Source organism: Clostridium fungisolvens (assembly GCF_014193895.1).
Lineage (GTDB): Bacteria > Bacillota > Clostridia > Clostridiales > Clostridiaceae > Clostridium_AR > Clostridium_AR fungisolvens.
This window is the reverse complement of sequence record NZ_BLZR01000003.1, coordinates 1-20189: the sequence shown is the minus strand read 5'-3', so window position 1 is coordinate 20189 and position 20189 is coordinate 1. Positions and strand designations below refer to the sequence as shown.

Annotated in this window: 13 protein-coding genes, 1 tRNA gene and 1 riboswitch; of the genes, 3 read left to right on the top strand and 11 right to left on the bottom strand. The window is 31.6% G+C overall.

The genetic code is table 11. The annotated features are described in order from the left end of the window. Window positions 1-81: 81 nt before the first annotated feature. Window positions 82-1005 (top strand): metallophosphoesterase, encoded by a 924-nt coding sequence (locus tag bsdtw1_RS23195; protein ID WP_183280028.1) that lies wholly within the window; start codon window positions 82-84, stop codon window positions 1003-1005. Window positions 1006-1100: 95 nt separating this feature from the next. Here the strand turns inward: bsdtw1_RS23195 and bsdtw1_RS23190 are convergent, their stop codons facing one another. The 8 genes from bsdtw1_RS23190 to fusA all read right to left on the bottom strand — a co-directional run bounded on the left by bsdtw1_RS23190 (window position 1101) and on the right by fusA (window position 14159). Beyond that, window positions 1101-2657 carry an ABC-F family ATP-binding cassette domain-containing protein gene (locus tag bsdtw1_RS23190; protein WP_183280027.1) on the bottom strand — a complete coding sequence of 519 codons (1557 nt, stop codon included), beginning with the start codon at window positions 2655-2657 and terminating at the stop codon, window positions 1101-1103. A 545-nt stretch (window positions 2658-3202) separates the two neighbouring features. Continuing rightward, the gene (locus tag bsdtw1_RS23185; RefSeq protein ID WP_183280026.1) at window positions 3203-4156 is read right to left on the bottom strand and encodes a CPBP family intramembrane glutamic endopeptidase; all 954 of its coding nucleotides are present in this window, start codon (window positions 4154-4156) and stop codon (window positions 3203-3205) included. A 403-nt stretch (window positions 4157-4559) separates the two neighbouring features. Then, window positions 4560-5804, bottom strand: coding sequence for a competence/damage-inducible protein A (locus bsdtw1_RS23180; RefSeq protein ID WP_183280025.1), 1245 nt, complete (start codon window positions 5802-5804; stop codon window positions 4560-4562). A 61-nt stretch (window positions 5805-5865) separates the two neighbouring features. Further along, window positions 5866-9531, bottom strand: a complete 3666-nt coding sequence (metH, locus tag bsdtw1_RS23175) for a methionine synthase (protein ID WP_183280024.1) — start codon at window positions 9529-9531, stop codon at window positions 5866-5868. Window positions 9532-10165: 634 nt separating this feature from the next. Then, a complete protein-coding gene (locus tag bsdtw1_RS23170; protein ID WP_183280023.1) occupies window positions 10166-10306 on the bottom strand; it encodes a hypothetical protein in 141 nt (46 codons plus the stop codon). Between the two features lie 206 nt (window positions 10307-10512). Then, on the bottom strand, window positions 10513-11460 hold the full coding sequence (locus tag bsdtw1_RS23165; RefSeq protein ID WP_183280022.1) for an ROK family protein: 948 nt from the start codon (window positions 11458-11460) through the stop codon (window positions 10513-10515). A gap of 189 nt (window positions 11461-11649) precedes the next feature. Next, window positions 11650-11886 carry a hypothetical protein gene (locus bsdtw1_RS23160; protein ID WP_183280021.1) on the bottom strand — a complete coding sequence of 79 codons (237 nt, stop codon included), beginning with the start codon at window positions 11884-11886 and terminating at the stop codon, window positions 11650-11652. A 176-nt stretch (window positions 11887-12062) separates the two neighbouring features. After that, the gene (fusA, locus tag bsdtw1_RS23155; RefSeq protein ID WP_183280020.1) at window positions 12063-14159 is read right to left on the bottom strand and encodes an elongation factor G; all 2097 of its coding nucleotides are present in this window, start codon (window positions 14157-14159) and stop codon (window positions 12063-12065) included. A gap of 844 nt (window positions 14160-15003) precedes the next feature. After that, a riboswitch (cyclic di-GMP riboswitch) is annotated at window positions 15004-15087 on the top strand. A 94-nt stretch (window positions 15088-15181) separates the two neighbouring features. Between fusA and bsdtw1_RS23150 the strand changes: the two genes are divergently transcribed. After that, a complete protein-coding gene (locus tag bsdtw1_RS23150) occupies window positions 15182-16186 on the top strand; it encodes a ketoacyl-ACP synthase III (protein ID WP_183280019.1) in 1005 nt (334 codons plus the stop codon). Window positions 16187-16213: 27 nt separating this feature from the next. Further along, window positions 16214-17752, top strand: coding sequence for a methyl-accepting chemotaxis protein (locus bsdtw1_RS23145; protein WP_183280018.1), 1539 nt, complete (start codon window positions 16214-16216; stop codon window positions 17750-17752). Window positions 17753-17846: 94 nt separating this feature from the next. On the opposite strand, the gene bsdtw1_RS23140 is transcribed toward bsdtw1_RS23145, so the two are convergent. From bsdtw1_RS23140 to bsdtw1_RS23130, 3 genes are all read right to left on the bottom strand, one after another. Next, the gene (locus bsdtw1_RS23140; protein ID WP_183280017.1) at window positions 17847-19292 is read right to left on the bottom strand and encodes an MFS transporter; all 1446 of its coding nucleotides are present in this window, start codon (window positions 19290-19292) and stop codon (window positions 17847-17849) included. Continuing rightward, window positions 19293-19709 carry a helix-turn-helix domain-containing protein gene (locus bsdtw1_RS23135; protein ID WP_183280016.1) on the bottom strand — a complete coding sequence of 139 codons (417 nt, stop codon included), beginning with the start codon at window positions 19707-19709 and terminating at the stop codon, window positions 19293-19295. Between the two features lie 381 nt (window positions 19710-20090). Beyond that, a tRNA-Asn gene (locus bsdtw1_RS23130) sits at window positions 20091-20165 on the bottom strand. Window positions 20166-20189: the final 24 nt, after the last annotated feature.

Genomic DNA, 20189 nt, shown 5'->3' with positions numbered 1-20189 from the left:
GGGTAGATTAACTATATATATTTAAATTGTTCTTATGTTAATATAAGGTTAATTCGATAAGTCTTAAAAGAGGTGCACAAAATGATATTAGAGAAGAAGTTAGCAGCAAAGAGATTAACGGAAGCTTATAATAATGCGAAAATTGAATACTTTGATAACAATTCTAAGTATATCTTTTTCAGCGATTGTCATAGAGGAGATTGTACACCATCAGATGAATTTGCAAAAAATCAAAATATCTTTCTATTTGCATTAGAATTTTATTTTAATAATGGCTATACTTATGTGGAAGTTGGAGATGGTGATGAGCTTTGGGAGCACTCTAATTTTAAGCACATAAGGTTGGCCCATGATGAGGTATACTCTTTATTTAAAAGATTCTTTGACCTAAATAGATTGATCATGTTATATGGTAATCACAATATACAATTAAAATATAAAGATTTTGTAGAAAGTAATTATTATAAATTCTACGATGATTACAACGAAGAAGAAATAGAGCTATTTCCTGGCCTCACTCCATATGAAGCAGTAGTGTTTAAGCATAAAACTACAGGACAGGAAATACTAACTGTTCATGGTCATCAAGGAGATAGAATGAATGATACCTTATGGCATATTAATATGCTTTCAGTAAGGTATTTTTGGAGGTTTCTTCATTCAATAGGTTTTATAAATCCTGCAAGCCCTGTAAAGAATGCTGAAAAAATTCACAAAATTGAACGCATTTATAGTAGCTGGATTAAAAAAAATAAAATTATGCTCATTTGTGGGCATACTCATAGACCACACTTTCCAAAAATCAACGAATTACCTTATTTCAATGACGGTTCATGTGTGCGAGCAAGTGGAATACAAGGTATTGAAATAATAAATGGAGAGATTATGTTAGTTGAATGGAAAATCGGCACTGATTCATCCGGTGACCTTCATATAAAAAGAAGAATATTAAGAGGTCCAGAACCAATAGAAACCTTTGATTTAAGAAATAATAGAATAGATTAAGCAAATGGTATAAAAAAACAGCAATAATACTTTTCAGTATCAATGCTGTTTTTCTAACACTATTTTCTATACAATTCTAAAGCCATATTGAATCATTAAACAATTTTAGTTGTCCACTCTTCACAGTTCCAAACATCAGTAACCACATCTCTATAGAATTCAGGCTCATGGCATACTATTAATATACTTCCCTTATATGCCTTAAGAGCTCTCTTTAATTCATCCTTAGCCTCTACATCTAAATGGTTAGTAGGCTCATCTAGGATTAATAGATTTGTTTCTTTATTTATAAGCTTACATAATCTTACCTTAGCTTGCTCTCCTCCACTTAGTACAACTACCTTACTTTCAATATGCTTTGTTGTAAGACCACACTTAGCAAGAGCAGCTCTTACTTCATACTGAGTAAATGCAGGAAACTCACCCCATACTTCATCTATACAACTGTTATAGTTAGCATCTTTTATCTCTTGTTCAAAGTATCCCATTTGTAGATAATCACCTAACTCAACTTCTCCGCCTAAGGATTTAAGTTCTCCCATAAGGCTCTTTAGAAGAGTAGTCTTTCCAAGTCCATTTGCACCTACTAGAGCTATTTTTTGACCTCTTTCCATTCTTAAATTAAGTGGTCTTGATAATGGTTCATTATATCCAATAACTAAATCTCTAGTCTCAAATATAAGCTTTCCTGAAGTTCTTCCGCTTCTAAAATTAAACTCTGGCTTTGGTTTTTCAGCCGTAAGTTCTATTTTTTCTATCTTATCTAATTTCTTTTGTCTAGCTTTTGCCATTCCAGTAGTAGCTACTCTAGCTTTGTTTCTAGCTATAAAGTCTTCAAGTTTTGCTATTTCTTGTTGTTGTCTTTCATAAGCAGATTCTAACTGTTTCTTATTTGCTTCATGTACTCTCTTAAAGTTATCATAATCCCCAACATATCTATTAAGCTGTCTATTTTCAACATGATAAATTAAGTTTATAACACTGTTTAAGAATGGAATATCATGTGATATTAATATAAATGCATTTTCGTAACTTTGTAAGAATCTCTTTAACCATTCTATATGAGCTTCATCTAAATAGTTAGTAGGCTCGTCTAAAAGAAGTATATCTGGAGTTTCTAAAAGAAGCTTAGATAATAAAACCTTAGTTCTTTGTCCTCCACTTAAATCCATAACATCTTTATCTAGACCTACATCTTTTAATCCAAGTCCACCAGCAACTTCATCAATCTTAGCATCTATAACATAGAATCCATTATGGTCAAGCATATCTTGGATTGTTCCTATGTCATTCATCATTTTATCTAGCTCTTCAGGCGTAGCATCAGCCATCTTATCATACATATCTAGCATCTCTTTTTCTAGGTCAAAAAGATATTGAAATGCTCCTCTAAGTACATCTCTAATTGAGTTTCCTTTTTCAAGATGAGCGTGCTGGTCCATATATCCAACTCTAACCCTATTGCTCCATTCAACCTTACCATCATCAGGCATAAGCTTTCCTGTTATTATATTCATGAATGTAGATTTACCTTCACCATTAGCACCGATAAAACCTATGTGCTCTCCCTTTAGAAGTCTAAAAGATACATCTTCAAATATAGCTCTATCACCAAAGCCATGACTAAGGTTTTTTACTGTAAGTATACTCATTATATTTCTCCTCTTCTTATAATAAACTTTCTTCCCTAAAACCTGCATAAATACTATATATTTATATAATTTTATATTTATTTAATTTTATAATCATATATTCTTTATTTTGTTCTTTGCGTAAGCTCATTAAAGCATCGGATGACTAATCGCTTAATTTCAACATAGTACTTTAAATGCGCCTAAATTTTTAATAATAACATCAATATTTTAAGGTATTCAATAGACTATTGTCAAAAGAAATTCTTACTATATTATATATATAAATTGTTTACATATAAAAAAGTCACTGAAGTGACTTTCTTCAGTGAGCTTTTTTTGCGCATCTGCCTTTCTGAATGCATATGAGGAAAACTTGGCAGGCGAATAAGTTTTATTTTTCACTGTATAACCCAAACTTCTAGACAGTGAAAACCTCTAGGTTTAACAGCCATAAAAACTTTTCTCTTTACTTTGCAGTGAAAAAGTCACTGAAGCGACTTTTCTGTACAGTAAAAAACTGCTCTAAACTTATAATTAGTTTAGAGCAGTACTTAATTTAAATACTACGCAAAAAATATCATATATATTAAGTAGATAACTACTGTAGCTATAAAAGGTATATTTATTATATTGTCTTTCTCTAAAGCTACACCACCTGCTCCACTGATAGATTCTCTTCCATAGTTAGTTAGTAAGTCATAACTATCAACTACTCCTCTTTCTTCTGCAGCCTCTTTTAGTTTCTTAATTAAAATTGCAACCAAAGCTGCAAAGATAACTGCTACAAACCCCCATGTAAGAACCATATTTATCTTATCATTCATAGGTAAACTTCTTAAAGAGTAATCTTGTCTATTGCCTACAAGCTTAGTAAATGGTGAAAGTATAGCCTGTAGACTTACTTGAAATCCATTTACTGTAAAGTGGCATATCATAGATACAAATATACTATTGGTTACTCTTACCATGTAAGCAAAGAGTGCGCCTAATGCTGCTGCATAAAGAAACTGTTGCCCATTTAAGTGAAAGATACCAAATAGCAAGCCTATCATCAATGAAGCTTTTATCTTACTCTTGTGGTTATATCCTGATAAGACTATACCTCTCATCGTTATCTCTTCAGTAATAGCAGGTGTAACCGCTACAACTAAAAGCATCATCCAATATGGGAGATCTTTCATAACGTCCATGGCTTTTGCAACATCATTATCAAAGAAAAATGAAGTTATTAATGAAAATAAAGTCATTATAGGTTGTGCTAAAAGAGCTATTAGGATTGCATAGCCTATTTCCTTTAAGCTTACTTTATTAAACCTGAAGGTTTGCTTTACTGGAGCCTTAGTTACTATAACATATATTATGGCAGGCAATATAAAAAATATGGCGTGCACAGTCATTAGAAGTTCTCCATAATTCAAGCCTAAAAGTGCAAGCGGTCTTCTTACTATATATGGACCTATCATTGATACAAACAATACTATTAAAAAATATAAATTTGATTTAAATACAGGTTTCATAAATCTCTCCTTAATCTCTTACTCATAAATACCATAACCTATGTTTTTATTTATGCATTTATTTTTCTGCCGATGTATATTTTCTTCCTTTTAGGAGACAATTATTATTGTAGATAACTTTTATATTAAATTGCCTCTCCCCCATTTTATTTAATATAGAAAATTCCTCTTTTAGTGGTGGTTTTCCTCACTTTAAGAGGAATTTTTATTTTATAAAAATTAAAATATCTTACCAATTAATTATTTAGCACCTTAGTATTATCATTTCTATTTGCTGATAAGTCTTTATTTAATATTAGGCTATGTTTAAGAACATTGTTGAAAACATGACAAAATCATATTAATTCTTTGCGTAAGCTCATTAAAGCATTGGATGCATAATTACTTAATTTCAGCCAAGAGGCTAGTTATTAAACTTCTTTATAAGTTCTCTTCTAAGCCAATCTAGCGCGTTCATTGTAGCTCTTTGTCTAATTCTTTCTCTACTTCCTTGAAAATTAAACTTTCTAACTAATGTAGTTCCATCTATATGAATTGCCATATAAACGAGTCCCACTGGCTTATCAGTTGAACCGCCACCAGGTCCTGCAATTCCAGTAGTAGATATCCCAACTCTTGTACCAGCTTTTTTAGCTATACCCTCAGCCATTTCTCCAGCGGTTTCTTCACTTACAGCACCATACTTTTCTAATGTATCTGACTTTACCCCGAGTCTTTGCATTTTACTATCATTTGAATAAGTCACTGCACCTTCCATAAACACTTCTGATATTCCAGGATAATTTATAAGAGTAGCTGCAATAAGTCCTCCAGTGCAAGACTCTGCTGTAGCTATAGTAAGTTTATTACTTACAAGCATTTTAGCCACAACCTCTTCTAAGGTTACATCATCTTCACCGTATATATTATCATTAAGCCTTTCTCTTATTTTATCTTCAACTGGCTTAATTAGCTTTCTAGCTTCTTCTTCATCTCTTGCTTTAGCAGTTATTCTAAGAGTTACATCTCTTTCTTTGGCATAAGGAGCAACAGTGGGATTACTTTGACCATTTATTATATCTGAAATTTCTTCTGCCATAACTCCTTCACCAATACCAAAAATCCTAAGCACCTTTGATACTAGTATTGTATCAGAATATTGCTGTAGATATGGAACAACATGATTAATAAACATCGGCTTCATTTCTTTAGGTGGACCAGGCAATACTACTATCATCTTTTCATCTTTTTTTAATATAGCACCTGGAGCCGTTCCATTAGGATTAGGTAGTACTACTGCATCTTTTGGAAAATATGCCTGCTTAGCATTACTTCCTTCCATGATTCTTCCACTTTTATTAAAATAGCTTTCTATATGTTTCCATGATTCTTCATGAACAACAAGTTCCTGTTCAAAAAACTTAGCAGCAGTCTCCTTTGTCAAGTCATCTGGAGTTGGCCCAAGTCCCCCTGTAGCAACTATTAAATCACATTTTTCAAAAGCATTTTTAAAAGCTTTAAGCATTCTTTCTTCATTATCTCCAACTACTGTTTGGTTATAAACATCTATACCTATTGCTGCCAGCTCTTTAGCTAAAAATTGAGCATTTGTATTTAATATATCTCCTAATAGTATCTCTGTTCCCACAGAAATTATTTCTGCCCTCATGTCCCTTACCTTCTTTCTTCATGTAAATTTCCACTCTATATATACTTATTAAGGCATATGATTACCCGTTATATTTTGGATGAAGATAATTATTCAGTCTCTTTTCCACATCTTCTATAGGTTCATCAATTCTATTGCAGTAATCTATAAGTTGATCCTTAGAAAACTTAAATGAATCAAAATATTTAGCATGCTTAGACCCAAAATACAATCCACACACTGATGCAACTGGGTTCATCATGTAACTTTCAGTAAGTGTCGCACCTGTTCTTTCAGTAACTTTTAAAAGTTTAAATACTTTTTCCATTTGCTTCTGATCCTTTAGTGAAGGATATCCAAAGGCAGGTCTTATACCTCTGTATTTAGCCTGGAACAATTCTTTCTTAGTAATGCTTTCATTCTTATCATACGCCCAGTATGTCTTTCTTATGTCTTCATGAAGCTTTTCAGCTGCAGCTTCTGCCAATCTATCGCATAAAAGCTTAAGCATAATTGCTTTATACTCTTCCCCAGCTTCTTTAAGTTCTTTTTCATAATCATAGATTTCATTGCCAGCAGTAACTAAAAAACTTCCTATATAATCTGTCTTTCCGCTTTCTTTAGGAGCTACGAAATCAGATAAGCACATATGCTTTCCTTCTTTAGCTTTTTTCTGTTGACGAAGAAAATTAAACACTTCTACTTTATAATCACCATCATACAAGACAACATCATCTTCTACAGAGTTAGATTTAAATATTCCGAATACTCCCCTTGGTGATATTCTATTATTAATCTCTAATTCATCAAGCATATTATTTGCTTCTTCAAATAACTTCTTCGCTTCTTCTCCATAGATTTCATCATCTAATATCTCAGGATAAGTCTTTTTCATCTCCCAAGCTATGAAGAAAAATGTCCAATCTATATAGTCTCTAAGTTCTTTTACTGAGTATTTTACTTCTTTTACCCCAATAAACTCAGGAATATCAATATCTTCTTCATCCCATTGAATTTTAAATTTATTCGCTCTCGCTTCTTCAATTGATATATTATCTGCCGTAGCCATCTGCTTATAATTTTCTCTTATATCCTTATACTCATTACTTATATTCTCTAAATAAGCTAACTTATCCTTCATAAGGTTTTTCATTATTTCAACGGTTTTAGATGCATCTCCACCATAAATTACACCTTTGCTATACTTTGGAGCTATTTTTAAAGCAGTATGAATCTTTGAGGTAGTGGCTCCACCTATTAACAATGGTATATCGAAACCTTGTTTTTCCATTTCTTCAGCAACATGTGCCATTTCCTCAAGTGAAGGTGTAATAAGTCCACTAAGTCCTATAACATCAACCTTTTCCTCTCTAGCTACCCTAAGAATTTCTTCACAGGGTACCATAACGCCTAAATCTATTATCTCAAAATTATTACAGGCCAATACCACACCTACAATGTTTTTTCCTATATCATGAACATCGCCTTTTACGGTTGCTAAAAGCACCTTTCCAGCCTTGCTGCTCTCATCTGAATTATCTTCTTTTATAAATGGTAGCAATAGCTCTACAGCTTTTTTCATCACTCTAGCTGATTTTACTACCTGTGGAAGAAACATCTTCCCATCACCAAATAAGTCTCCAACAACCTTCATTCCATCCATAAGTGGACCTTCAATGACATTAAGCGCTCGTGATGTATTTATTCTTGCTTCTTGTAAATCTTCCTCCAAGTATTCACTTATGCCTTTTACAATAGAATAGCTTAGCCTTTTTTCTACTTCATCATTTCTCCATAGCTTTACTTTTTCATCTTGCTTTTCTTCATTATTTCTATATTTATCTGCAAGCTCTAATAAATCTTCTTTAGCACCACTTCTCTTATTAAGAACTACAGCTTCTACTAATTCTAAAACATCTTTAGGTATATCATCATATATTCTTATCATTCCAGGATTGACTATTCCCATATCCATTCCTGACTTTATAGCATGATATAAGAATACTGCATGCATACTCTCTCTAATAAAATTATTACCTCTAAAGGAAAAGCTTAAATTAGATACTCCTCCAGAAACCTTTGCATTAGGGAGGTTTTCTTTAATCCACTTTGTAGCGTTTATAAAATCAACAGCATAATTGTCATGCTCATCAATTCCAGTTGCTATAGCTAGTATATTGGGATCAAATATTATATCTTCCGAATGGAATCCAACCTTTTCTGTTAATATGTCATATGCTCTCTTACATATTTCAATCTTTCTTTCATAACTATCAGCTTGACCTTTTTCATCAAAAGCCATTATGACAGCAGCAGCTCCAAAACTTTTTATTATAGAAGCCTTTTTCATAAACTCCTCTTCTCCTTCTTTTAAGGAAATAGAGTTTACAATGCACTTTCCTCCAATAGACTTTAATCCTTCTGTAATTACTTCCCACCTAGAAGAATCAATCATTATAGGTTTGCATGCTATTTCTGGTTCAGAAGCCAAAAGCCTTAAAAAATATGCCATTTCTTCTTTTCCATCTAACATTCCGTCATCAAAATTTATATCTAAAATCTGAGCACCATTTTCTACTTGTTCTCTTGCTATTGCCAGTGCTTCTTCATATTTCTTTTCTCTTATTAGTCTTGCAAACTTTGCTGAACCGGCTACATTTAGTCTTTCACCTATGTTTATAAAATTATTTTCAGCTTTTGCCTCTAGTAGCTCTAAACCTGCATAAGTGCTGATCTTTCTTTGTTCATTTAAAGTTCTTGGCATATAGTTTTCTGCCAATGCTTTTATTGCTCTTATATGCTCTGGTGTTGTACCACAACATCCTCCAACTATATTTAGACATTTGTCTTCAAATAATTCCTTTAGATAACTACAGGTTACTTCTGGAGTTTCATCATACTCACCTAAAATATTAGGCAGACCTGCATTTGGATATAAAGATATATATAAATCATGTTCTTTTGATAACTCTTTTACAAAAGGTACAAGATCCTTAGCCCCAAAAGAGCAATTAAGTCCTATAGATATAACATAGTCACTGCTCATTGACTTAACAAATGCTCCTAAAGTTTGACCAGACAGAAGTCTTCCACCTTTATCATTTATAGTTCCTGATAACATTATTGGAAGTACTTTATTCTTTTCCTTAAATACTTCTTCTGCAGCTATTAATGCCGCTCTTGCATTTAGATGATCAAAAATAGTTTCGATAAGTAGTACATCTACTCCACCGTCTAATAATCCCGATACTTGTATCTTATATGAATTTACAACCTGATCAAAGGTAACACTTCTATAAGCTGGATTTTCCACATCCGGAGACATAGATAAGGTCTTATTTGTTGGCCCTATTGATCCAGCTACATACCTTGGCTTATCCTTTGTAGATAAACTATCTGCTGCCGCTTTAGCAAGCTTAGCTCCAGTATAGTTAAGCTCATAAACCATATCCTGAAGGCCATAATCCTCTTGAGAAATAATATTGCTATTAAAAGTATTAGTCTCTATTATGTCTGCCCCTGCTTCTAAATACGCTTTATGTATACTCGTTATTATTTCAGGTTTTGTAAGTACAAGCACATCATTATTTCCTTTTTGTTCTTTATGTGATTGTATTTTACTTCCTCTAAAGTCCTCTTCTTTAAGCTTATATTTCTGTATCATAGTTCCCATTGCCCCATCAAGAACTAGAATTCCTTCCTCTAAGCTTCTAATAAATCTGTTATCTGCGAATAAGTGCCCCCTCATTGCTACCTCCAAAATATTTATTCTTACACTTAATGTGTATATCGATACGCCCCCTATGTATACTCAAATTATAATACTTTAAAAATCATAGTTCTTATGATTTTTAAAAATAAAATTACAACTAAAGTTTGGGTATCTATACTTATTATACTATAATACTGACTTATCATGTAGTGACTAAAGGGTTCCATTACGAAAACTTAAGTTATACATGTTTGATAATCGCGGCTTCTGGGGATTATCAGACATGTATAACTTAATAGTTGAAGTTGGAACCCTAAAGGATTCATATATCGAAACTTAATTTATACTTGTCCGATAATACCGGCTTCTGGGGATTATCGAGCACGTATAAATTAATAGTTGAGTTATGAATCCTAAAGAGTTCCTCTGTCGAAACTTAATTCACTACTATTGTATGATTTATAGATTTGCACATATAATAAAGCTGCTCACCGTAAAATAAATTTACGGTGAGCAGTATTAAAAAAACTCTTTCTCTCAAAGCTTACTTATGGAATTATACAGTCTTTATTTGTGAGAAGGGGTACAAATAAAAACTGATATGATTATCAGTTAAGTAACAAAACCTTTAAAGTATATTCAAAAGTAAGCTATGTATGGGAAAAAGAATTTATTGCCCAGAGCCTGGCTTTATAGACTGTCTCTTAGCATTTCTATTACTATTCTTTGGCTCTTCATCTGCTAAAGTTGTATCCCAATTTGACTTAAGTTTTCTAGTTAACTTGTTATCAACTTGACTATCCTTTGGCATAGTTCATCACTCCTTCTTTTGTTTTCTGGAACTTTGTCCCTCTCTTCACTCTTTAATTTATGTACTTTCTATTTCAAATATTCATAGTATTTTTAACTTACCTTAAATGAAACCATTAAAAAACTTGCTAAATTTTTTATACAGCAAAAAAGAGCTTGAAGCTTCATAAGCTTCAAACTCTTTTAATAATTAGGCTCTGTTTAATATTACTTACTTTCCATAATAGCTAGAGCTACTGCACCTATAACACCTGCATCTGTTCCTAGACCTGCAGGAACTATCTTACATGCTTCAGCCATATTCTTAAAGCATCTCTTATTTACTACTTCTTGAACTTTATCAAAAACTATCTTACCTGCTTTTGATACCCCTCCACCTATTATGATCATTTCAGGATCAAATATAGAAATTGCATTAGCTACACCTATTCCAAGGTAATTTAATGCATTATTTATTATATCTTGTGATATTGCATCACCAGCAGCTGCTTCAGCAAAAACTTCAGCTGAAGTTACACTTTTGTACTTTCTAAGTGATGTATCTACTTTGCTTTCTAAAGCTTCCTTAGCTCTTTTTCCTATAGCAGTACCTGATGATGTAGCTTCTAAACAGCCTATATTTCCACAATTACATCTTGGTCCATCTGGTGCCACAGTAGCATGTCCAATTTCAAGAGCATTGCTTGTATTCCCTCTGTATATCTTTCCATTAAGTACTGCTCCGCCACCTACTCCAGTACTAACTGTGAAGTATACCATATTTTCAGTGCCTTTTGCTGCACCAAACATGAATTCACCTATAGCAGCAACATTAGCATCATTATCTAAGTATACTGGAATTTGAAATTTTTCTCTAATAGGTGATACTAAATCAAAATTCTTAAAAGGAAGGTTTGGTGTAGTTATTATTATTCCAGTTTTAGCATCTAGTGGACCAGGAGATCCTATTCCAATTGCCTTAACCTGAACAACATCTACCTTTCCATTTTCTATAACGTCTTCCACAGTCTTAATTATTCTACCTAAAACTGCAGCTTCTCCTTCATGTGCATCAGTTGCGATTATTGATTGACTTACAACGTTTCCATTAAAATCAGACAAGGCAGTACTGATTTTTGTTCCACCTAAGTCTATACCTATAACATAGTTACTCATTATTTTCCCCCCATATCCTAAGATAAAACCTAATTTTCTTAAAATTTTACAACAATATTATAACATATATACAATTAATATTATTGTATATTTTATCACCTTATAATATTTATACAATATTCCTAAATTTTCATTAGAATATTGTATATATTGAAAATATTATTTTCTATTAAATTCATAAAATTAAACTTATTTATTCTTATAAGCATTAATATAGTATCTGCCATGATTGTCATACCCCTGATCTTTTATGTAAAAATCACTATCTGACAACATCTTACATATAACTTGTATGCTCTCATTTCCACAATTATCTACTGTTATCGTAAAGTTATCTTTATTATCTACTACACCAATATAATCATAAATATTGCTATAATCGCTAAGTCCGATGCTTCCTCTAATATCCATTCTATAATCTGACATTTGCAACCCCCTAGATATAAGTTTTTACTATTAGTATAGATAAAAATATGATTAATATTCCTTTGTTTGATTAATTTTTATTTTAGTATACTTAATGCAGTAAAAAAGACTGAGTAAATACTTAATATTAACTCAATCTTTTTTTAACATGTATTAAGTTTTATATTTTTTTAATATTATAAAGCTTCACTTCGTAGTTCTCTTAACTTTTTAGAATTCTCTATTATTTTATCTGCTTCTAGAGCTGGTACCTCTTCATATCTTTCAAAATTACATCTAAAACTTCCTCTAGCTTGAGATATTGATCTAAGATCAGTAGCGTACTTGAAAAGTTCTGCCATAGGAACTTCAGCTGTAACTTTTTCCATTCCATCTACAGGCTCCATACCGAGTACTCTTCCTCTCTTTTTGTTTATATCTCCTATAACATCACCCATATAATCACTTGGAACCATAACTTCTAAATGCATTATTGGTTCAAGCAAGATTGGCTTTGCCATCTCAACACCCTTTTTGTAAGCTAAAGATGCTGCAATCTTAAATGCCATTTCTGAAGAATCCACTGGGTGATAAGAACCATCATGTAAGGTTGCCCTTAATCTTATAACTGGATATCCAGCCAAAACTCCATGCAGTATACAATCTTTAAGCCCTTTTTCTACAGCTGGTATATAATTTCTCGGAACAACTCCTCCTACTACTTGATCTACAAATTGAAGTTCATCATAGCCATCATTTCTAGGTTCAAATTTAATCTTTACATCGCCGTATTGACCGTGTCCGCCAGATTGTTTTTTATGCTTGCCTTGTACATCAGCAATGCCTTTTATAGTTTCTCTATATGGCACCTTTGGATTTTGAAGAATAACCTCTGCGCCAAACTTATTTTTTAATTTAGATGCAATAACATCAAGATGCGTCTCTCCAACCCCTGAAATTATAGTTTCTGCATTTTCTACATCTCTAGATACCCTAAACGTAGGATCTTCCTCTAATAACTTTGTAAGTGCCGATGATATCTTATCCTCATCACCCTTACTCTTAGGAAGTACAGCCATAGATATAACTGGATCTGGAAATTCCATCGGCTCATATATCACCTTATTATTGCTATCACAAATTGTATCACCAGTTGCAGTATACTGAAGCTTAGCTACAGCACCTATATCCCCAGCAGTAACTTCTTTTGTTGGCATCTGATTTTTTCCTCTTAAGAAATATAAATTCCCCATCTTCTCATTTCTTTCCTTAGAGGAATTATATACTATAGAATCAGCCACAGCCTTTCCTGTCAGCACTCTAAATATAGACAACTTTCCTACAAAAGGGTCAGCTACAGTTTTAAAGACGAAAGCTGAAAAAGGCTTTTCATCATCTATCTTAACAGGATTATTGTTATCGTTTAACTTTTTATATCCACTTCTCACCATCTTATCTGGAGAAGGGAAACAACCAACTATATCTTCAATAAGCGCTCCCATACCAATTACTTCTAGTGAGCTACCACACATAACTGGAGCTATCTCTCCAGTACAGCACCCGTTAATTAACCCTCTATATATCTCTTCATCGGTTAATTCTCCCTCACTAAAATATTTATCTAGAAGCTCTTCATCAGTCTCAGCTACAGCTTCCATAATCATCTGCTTACACTCTTGAACTTTATCTAAATATTCCTCTGGAACTTCTTTTAATTCAACTTTATTATTCTTTCTATCATGAACCTTAACTTTTCTTTTTATTACATCTATTACACCTGTAAATTCGCTTTCTTTTCCAATTGGATATTGTATTGGAACTACTGTTATACCAAATTTACTCTTTAGATCAGCTAATACTTTATCATAATCTGAGTTTTCTCTATCTAACTTGTTTATAAAAAATGCTCTAGGTAACTTCATCTTATTGCAATATTCCCATGCCTTTTCCGTACCAACCTGTATTCCGGCGGCACCACAAACTACAATCATGGAAACATCTATAGCTCTAATCCCTTGTATTTCTTCACCTACAAAGTCAAAATAACCAGGAATATCTACAAGGTTTATCTTTTTATCATTCCATTCAAATGGAATAACAGAAGCAGATAAAGAGATTCCCCTCTTTTTTTCTTCAACATCATAGTCACTTGTAGTTGTGCCTTCTTCTATCTTTCCTAATCTATCAATGGTTTTAGTATAATATAATAAAGCTTCTGCTAGGGCTGTTTTCCCTGATGAACTATGTCCAATTATACCTACATTTCTTAGATTATCAGTTTTATAGTCTTTCATACATTTTATCTTAACTTCATAATCTATAAAGTTAAGATATTCACCTACCTTCCATTAAAATTTAGACTTTAGCTGTATATAAAGCAGTAGTTGATTGATATCTTTTTGAGATTTATTTTGCAAGATACTGTACTTATCTTTTAATATCTTACCGAAACTAAAAAAACTCATATCAACTAGCTAAAGATTTTCAAAGCTAAAAATATTTTCTTTTTGAACAGAATGTATTAATGGTAAATATAAACGATTTAATATTAATGTGTTGAAAGTTAAATTGATAGATTTAATTTTATAGATGTTGTGTATCATATGACGGGATAATCCTATAAAGTATTCAACCTTTATATCGCTTGTAAAAAATTCGCTAAAGCGATCTTCTTTAGTAAATTTTTTTGCGCATCTGCCTTTTCTTAAGCGTATGTGAAGAATCTTACAGGCGGCATATTCTTCTTTTTTATTCTTTAACTTATATTATGTCTTAGTGTATTCGGATAATTATCCTCATATATAATTTAGTTATAAATTCATAAAGAATAAAATAGAATTAGTTACTAATAAATGTATTCATACCTTTTTTATATTATTATAATAAATAATATTCTCTTCCTTAAATTATTATCCTTCTTATTTTCAAAAAATTCTGAAAACATTTTCTATATAACTAATTATTGGAATAAATCTATAAATTATACCTTATATTTAAAATTTTTTATTTAAAAATAACATGCATTGAATTAAATGTTAATTTTTTGTGTATTTATGTACATTTTGTGTAATCTTTGGTAAAATAGTCGTAATTAGTAATTTTACCCAAATCCTTATATTAATAATGTTATCTATTTTTACTTAATAAAGGCAAACCTATCGAAAGGTTGGGACGCAAAGCTATGGATCTAAGAATTTGATTTATGATTGCCAGGCTACTAAGTTTGTTAGATTAAAAATGGACAAGTTTTAATTTGTCCATTTTTATTTTTAATATTATTTTAAATTAAAAATTTTAATTATACGGAGGAGATATTATGGTAAAAAACGTAATAATAAAAGGAGTAGGAAGTTATCATCCTGAAAAGACACTATATAACGATTACTATATAGAACACTATAAAAGATTTGGAACGGAAAATCATGCAATAGGACTTATGGAGAAAATGGGAAGAGACAGAAGAACTATAGCTTCTCCAGACGAAACAAGCATTACAATGGCGGTGGAAGCTGCAAAAGTGGCTTTAGAAAGAAGTAATCTTACCCCATTAGATATTGATGCAATAATATCAGCATCAGATACTCCTGAATTTCTTACACCATGTTGTGCGCTAATTATAAAAAATGAACTAAAGGCAGAAAATGCTACAAATGTTTTTGATATAAATAATGATTGTATAGGTATGCTTACAGCAATCGACATTGCTTCAAGATTTTTAAAATTAGACGATAAATATAAAAGAATTCTTGTATTAGGTTCAATGAACATGTTACCATTTTCTAGAGAAGATGATTTAGTTGTTTATCAAGGTATATCAGATGGAGCTGCAGCTATTATACTTGAAATTGTAGAAGAGGAGGAAGAAAGAGGATTTTTAGGTTCTAGGGTATTCACTGATGATAGTTATAATGAAAATATAAGATTTCCTAATTGTGGTTTGTCAAAAATAACTGATGAAAAAACTTCAAATTATGATCGAAGATTAAAATGGGATCCTTTCGATTTTAGTTTTCTTTCTGATGAATGGACTAAACTTATAAGCTCCTTACTAAGAGATTATAAGCTTACTCCAAAGCAAGTTTCTCATTATTTTATATCACAATTCTCTAAATATGATCTGTATCAAACTATTGAAAAACTGGGTGTAGATAAATCTAAGGCTATATTTATCGGTGATAGATATGGCTATACTGGTTGTGCAAGCCCAATCATGGCACTAGATGATAAATTATCTATTGAAGGTTTTAAGTCAGGGGATATTCTAATATTTTGTTCTGTTGCAGCTGGTTACACTATGTCTTCTCTAATCTATAAATGGTAATTAATTTTTAGAAACAGGGGGATAAGAATGGAAGCCTTATCAAGTAGTATAATTGACTTTCAGAAAAAAACATTAAAATTTGTATTAATAATATATTCTGTTAGTGCATTAATGGCAGGAACATTATTTATAGGTATGAAGGCAATGAATTTATATCCTGAAATAAGTTGGAGCTCATTATATATTTTAATGGCTCTAACCTTATTTGAGGTTATACTTTTTAGATTAGGATACAAATGGGCTATGAAGGATGCCCAATCATGGAAGAGAGGGTTAACTTTTTTAAAAGCTAGCTTAGTGATTATATGTTATGTAAACTATATTTATTTGGCTTGGATGGTTCCATCTAAGGAATTATGGATAGTAGTATTCTACTTCATACTATTAAGTGCACTTTTATTTGATCACAAGCTAACTCTTATTTCAGTGGGAGCTAGCGTACTATCACAAGTGTATATATTCTTTAGTAATTCAAATTTACTGCCTGAAAACCAAGTTTTTTTAAGAGAAATAATTATTAGAATAATTGTGATAACCCTTACTTCTTTTGCTATATATATTTTTACATATTTCTCTTCATTATTACTTAAAGATATAAGTAATAATGAAAAAGATATAAAAGAAAAAAATGAACATATCTTTAATTTATTCTCTCAAATAAGTGAGTTCTCAGAGATGCTATTAAATTCAAGTACTACCTTATCAACAGCTGTTGATCAAGAAGCAAAATCTCTTCAATATATAGCCTCTTTAAGTAACGATATTAATAATGATGCAAACCACATGTTAAATAACTCTCAAAAGAATGAAACCATATTATCTAACTTACTTGACATAAATAAGAATGTTTCTAGTAAGGTTGATAGTACTAAAGCATTTTCTAATGAAATTATTTCATTATCTAATGAGAATAACAAATCTCTAAGAGAGGCTCTAAATATAATAAACCATATAAGCATAAGAATAAAAAATACTTTCGAAGCTTCTAAAGTTCTTGAAGAAAAATCAGCTGAAATAGATAGTATTATAGGGATAATAAGTGATATATCAGAGCAAACAAATCTTCTTGCCTTAAATGCCTCTATAGAAGCTGCTAGAGCTGGCGAATTAGGTAAAGGATTTGCCGTAGTTGCTGATGAGGTTAGAAAATTAGCTGAAGATAGTAGAACTTCTCTAACTGATATAGGTTCAATATTAAGTGAATTTAAAGAAAAAATACGAGAAGTGGAAGGACTAATGACTGAAAATAATGCTCAAATTTCCACTGGTAATACTATATTGACTAATGCTGTTGATAATGTATCCACTATGGTTGATAAACTGAAGGTATCTAATACTAATATAACTACTATCAGTGAGTTAGCATCCTCAATGATTACTGAAACAGAAAACGTTGTTTCATTTAATTCTAAGATATCTGAACTTACTGAAGAAACAATAAATAAATTTAAAGAAGTGTCCGATTCAGTAAACCAAAATGCTGCTGTTGGTGAAGAGATAGCTGCAAGTTCAGAATACCTAAGAGATTTAGCTAAGGAAATGAATACATTAACTAACAAGAACTAAAACTTATAACTATAAATTAGTTATAATAGCCAATAGGCTGTCCCTATAAGTATTAAACTTATCACGGACAGCCTATCTTTATTTATAGTTTTTATTATGCAACCTTTTCTTCTTCGCTCTCTTCCCATGCTGGTTCTGGTCCTCTTAAGTAAGATAATAGAGCTGCTACTACACTAAATATAAATGATATAGTAAAAGCTAATCTGAGTCCACCGATAAACTTTCCAATAGCTATTCCTTCAGCTCCCACTTGAGTACCAACAAATAGGGCCTGCATAGCTTCTGGAGACACGCTTGAAGCTATTATAGCCATAGAAAGGGCTATGCTTAAAACTGTTCCAGCATTATTTAGCATAGTTCTTACCCCTGCAGCTACACCTCTTTTATCTGCTGGCACCGAACCCATTATGGCGTTAGTATTTGGAGAGAAGAATAATCCAGACCCTAACCCCATTATAAGCATTGATATAACTAACATTGTCATAGATGAATTCTCTTTTATAAACATAAATCCTATTAGTCCTACTGCAGAAGTTGCAAGTCCTATTGAACTTAATGCTCTTGATCCATACTTATCAGATAATACTCCACTTATAGGTGATACTATCATCATTGATATTGCAAGCGGAGTTAATAACATACCTGCTATTATTGGGTCAATTCCCTTTATCCCTTGAAAATAGAATACTAATAAGAACGTTACTGCTCCTCTAGCTATCCCATTAAAAAAGTTGCTTGCGTATGCAAATGCTAATATTCTATTCTTAAATAATCTCATATCTAACATTGGGTATTTAATTTTACTTTCTATATTAACAAACAATGCAATTAATATAACTGATGCTACTATTAAAATCACTACATTTGGATTAAACCATCCTGAAAAACTTCCCAAGGTTAATGCAATAAGCAGTGATAGCATACCTAATGTAAACACTATAGTTCCTTTAAAATCAAACTTTTGTTTTTCTGGTAAGTTAGCTACTTCCTTTAATTGAGCTGCTGCCCAAATAGTTCCTAAAATCCCTATTGGTACATTTATATAAAATATGCTTCTCCATCCAAAGTTAACTAGAAACCCACCTAATATAGGCCCTATAACACTTGCAACACTTATTATCATGGTATTAATTCCAAGAGCTTTTCCTAACTCCTTCTTTGGAAATGCATCTGTAACTATAGCTGTACTATTAGCTACCATTAGTGAACCGCCTATCCCTTGTATTAATCTAAATATAAGTAGTGTTAAACCACTATGTGCTAATCCACATAAAAAAGAAGCTATTGTGAATACAGCAAATCCACTAACATACAACTTTTTTCTACCAACCATATCAGCTACTCTTCCTATTGAAGGAACTAGTATTGTTAAAACTAGCATATATCCCATAAGAACCCAAGTAACTATACCCATTCCAGCATTTATATCTTTCATTATCACAGGTAATGCTATCATTAGAGTGCTACCACTCATAACTGATAGCAATGCACCGATTGTAGTGCAGGACAACGCTATCCATTTGTAATTATCTTTCTTCATTTACTCTTCCTCTTTCTCATTTAGTAGTGTTATTAATCTATTTAAACTATTATTACAATTATCTTTTACTCTTCTTAATATCTTTTCTCTTTCATCAATAGTCTCTACTAAAGTGTTTACCTTTTCTAGTGCTTCATTAATATGCTCTTTATCCGTAATATCTTTAGACCATATCTTATTTAATATTTTCCTTAATCCTAATATCTGCTTTACCTCTGGTATCGTTAACCCTAACTTAGATCTAAGCTCTTTTATTTCATTGATTGTACTTATATCTTCATCACTGTACATCCTATATCCTGAATCTGTTCTTGCTGTAGGCGTAAATAACCCCATATCTTCATAGTACCTTATTGACCTCTTAGTAAGATCAGTGATTTTTGAAACTTCATCTATTTGATAATACTTTTGATTCATATTTTCGCCTCCGTTTATCATTTTAATAAACTATAACATTAACGTCAATGTTATAGTTTGTGTATATGTCTTAACAAATCGTTTACTTCAGATGCTTCTTTCAAATATTAATAGATTACTTTCATATTCATATTTAGACTTTTATAAACAATTATAATATGCTAATTTTACTAATGAAAAAATTCCTAAAACTTTTAATCGTATATATTAACATTTAAATTTTAAATATATAATTATTTATCCCCATAATAAATGGCTCTACACTGAATTATCCACATATTATAGCCATTCCACTTAAAATATGTGGATATAAAATGTAATATTTCAATATAAATTTTAAGACAATAAAAAAACGCCAGATATACTGGCGTTATGTACAAATGGCTCCGCGAAGAGGGCTCGAACCTCCAACCTATCGGTTAACAGCCGAGTGCTCCACCATTGAGCTATCGCGGAATATTGTATCTTATTAAAGATACA

Coding starts and splice junctions, on each gene's coding strand:
- fusA (WP_183280020.1), bottom strand. CDS start 14,159: ATGAAAGACTATAAAACTGATAATCTAAGAAATGTAGGTATAATTGGA.
- bsdtw1_RS23190 (WP_183280027.1), bottom strand. CDS start 2,657: ATGAGTATACTTACAGTAAAAAACCTTAGTCATGGCTTTGGTGATAGA.
- bsdtw1_RS23170 (WP_183280023.1), bottom strand. CDS start 10,306: ATGCCAAAGGATAGTCAAGTTGATAACAAGTTAACTAGAAAACTTAAG.
- bsdtw1_RS23135 (WP_183280016.1), bottom strand. CDS start 19,709: ATGAATCAAAAGTATTATCAAATAGATGAAGTTTCAAAAATCACTGAT.
- bsdtw1_RS23195 (WP_183280028.1), top strand. CDS start 82: ATGATATTAGAGAAGAAGTTAGCAGCAAAGAGATTAACGGAAGCTTAT.
- bsdtw1_RS23160 (WP_183280021.1), bottom strand. CDS start 11,886: ATGTCAGATTATAGAATGGATATTAGAGGAAGCATCGGACTTAGCGAT.
- bsdtw1_RS23150 (WP_183280019.1), top strand. CDS start 15,182: ATGGTAAAAAACGTAATAATAAAAGGAGTAGGAAGTTATCATCCTGAA.
- bsdtw1_RS23165 (WP_183280022.1), bottom strand. CDS start 11,460: ATGAGTAACTATGTTATAGGTATAGACTTAGGTGGAACAAAAATCAGT.
- bsdtw1_RS23180 (WP_183280025.1), bottom strand. CDS start 5,804: ATGAGGGCAGAAATAATTTCTGTGGGAACAGAGATACTATTAGGAGAT.
- bsdtw1_RS23140 (WP_183280017.1), bottom strand. CDS start 19,292: ATGAAGAAAGATAATTACAAATGGATAGCGTTGTCCTGCACTACAATC.
- bsdtw1_RS23145 (WP_183280018.1), top strand. CDS start 16,214: ATGGAAGCCTTATCAAGTAGTATAATTGACTTTCAGAAAAAAACATTA.
- bsdtw1_RS23185 (WP_183280026.1), bottom strand. CDS start 4,156: ATGAAACCTGTATTTAAATCAAATTTATATTTTTTAATAGTATTGTTT.
- metH (WP_183280024.1), bottom strand. CDS start 9,531: ATGAGGGGGCACTTATTCGCAGATAACAGATTTATTAGAAGCTTAGAG.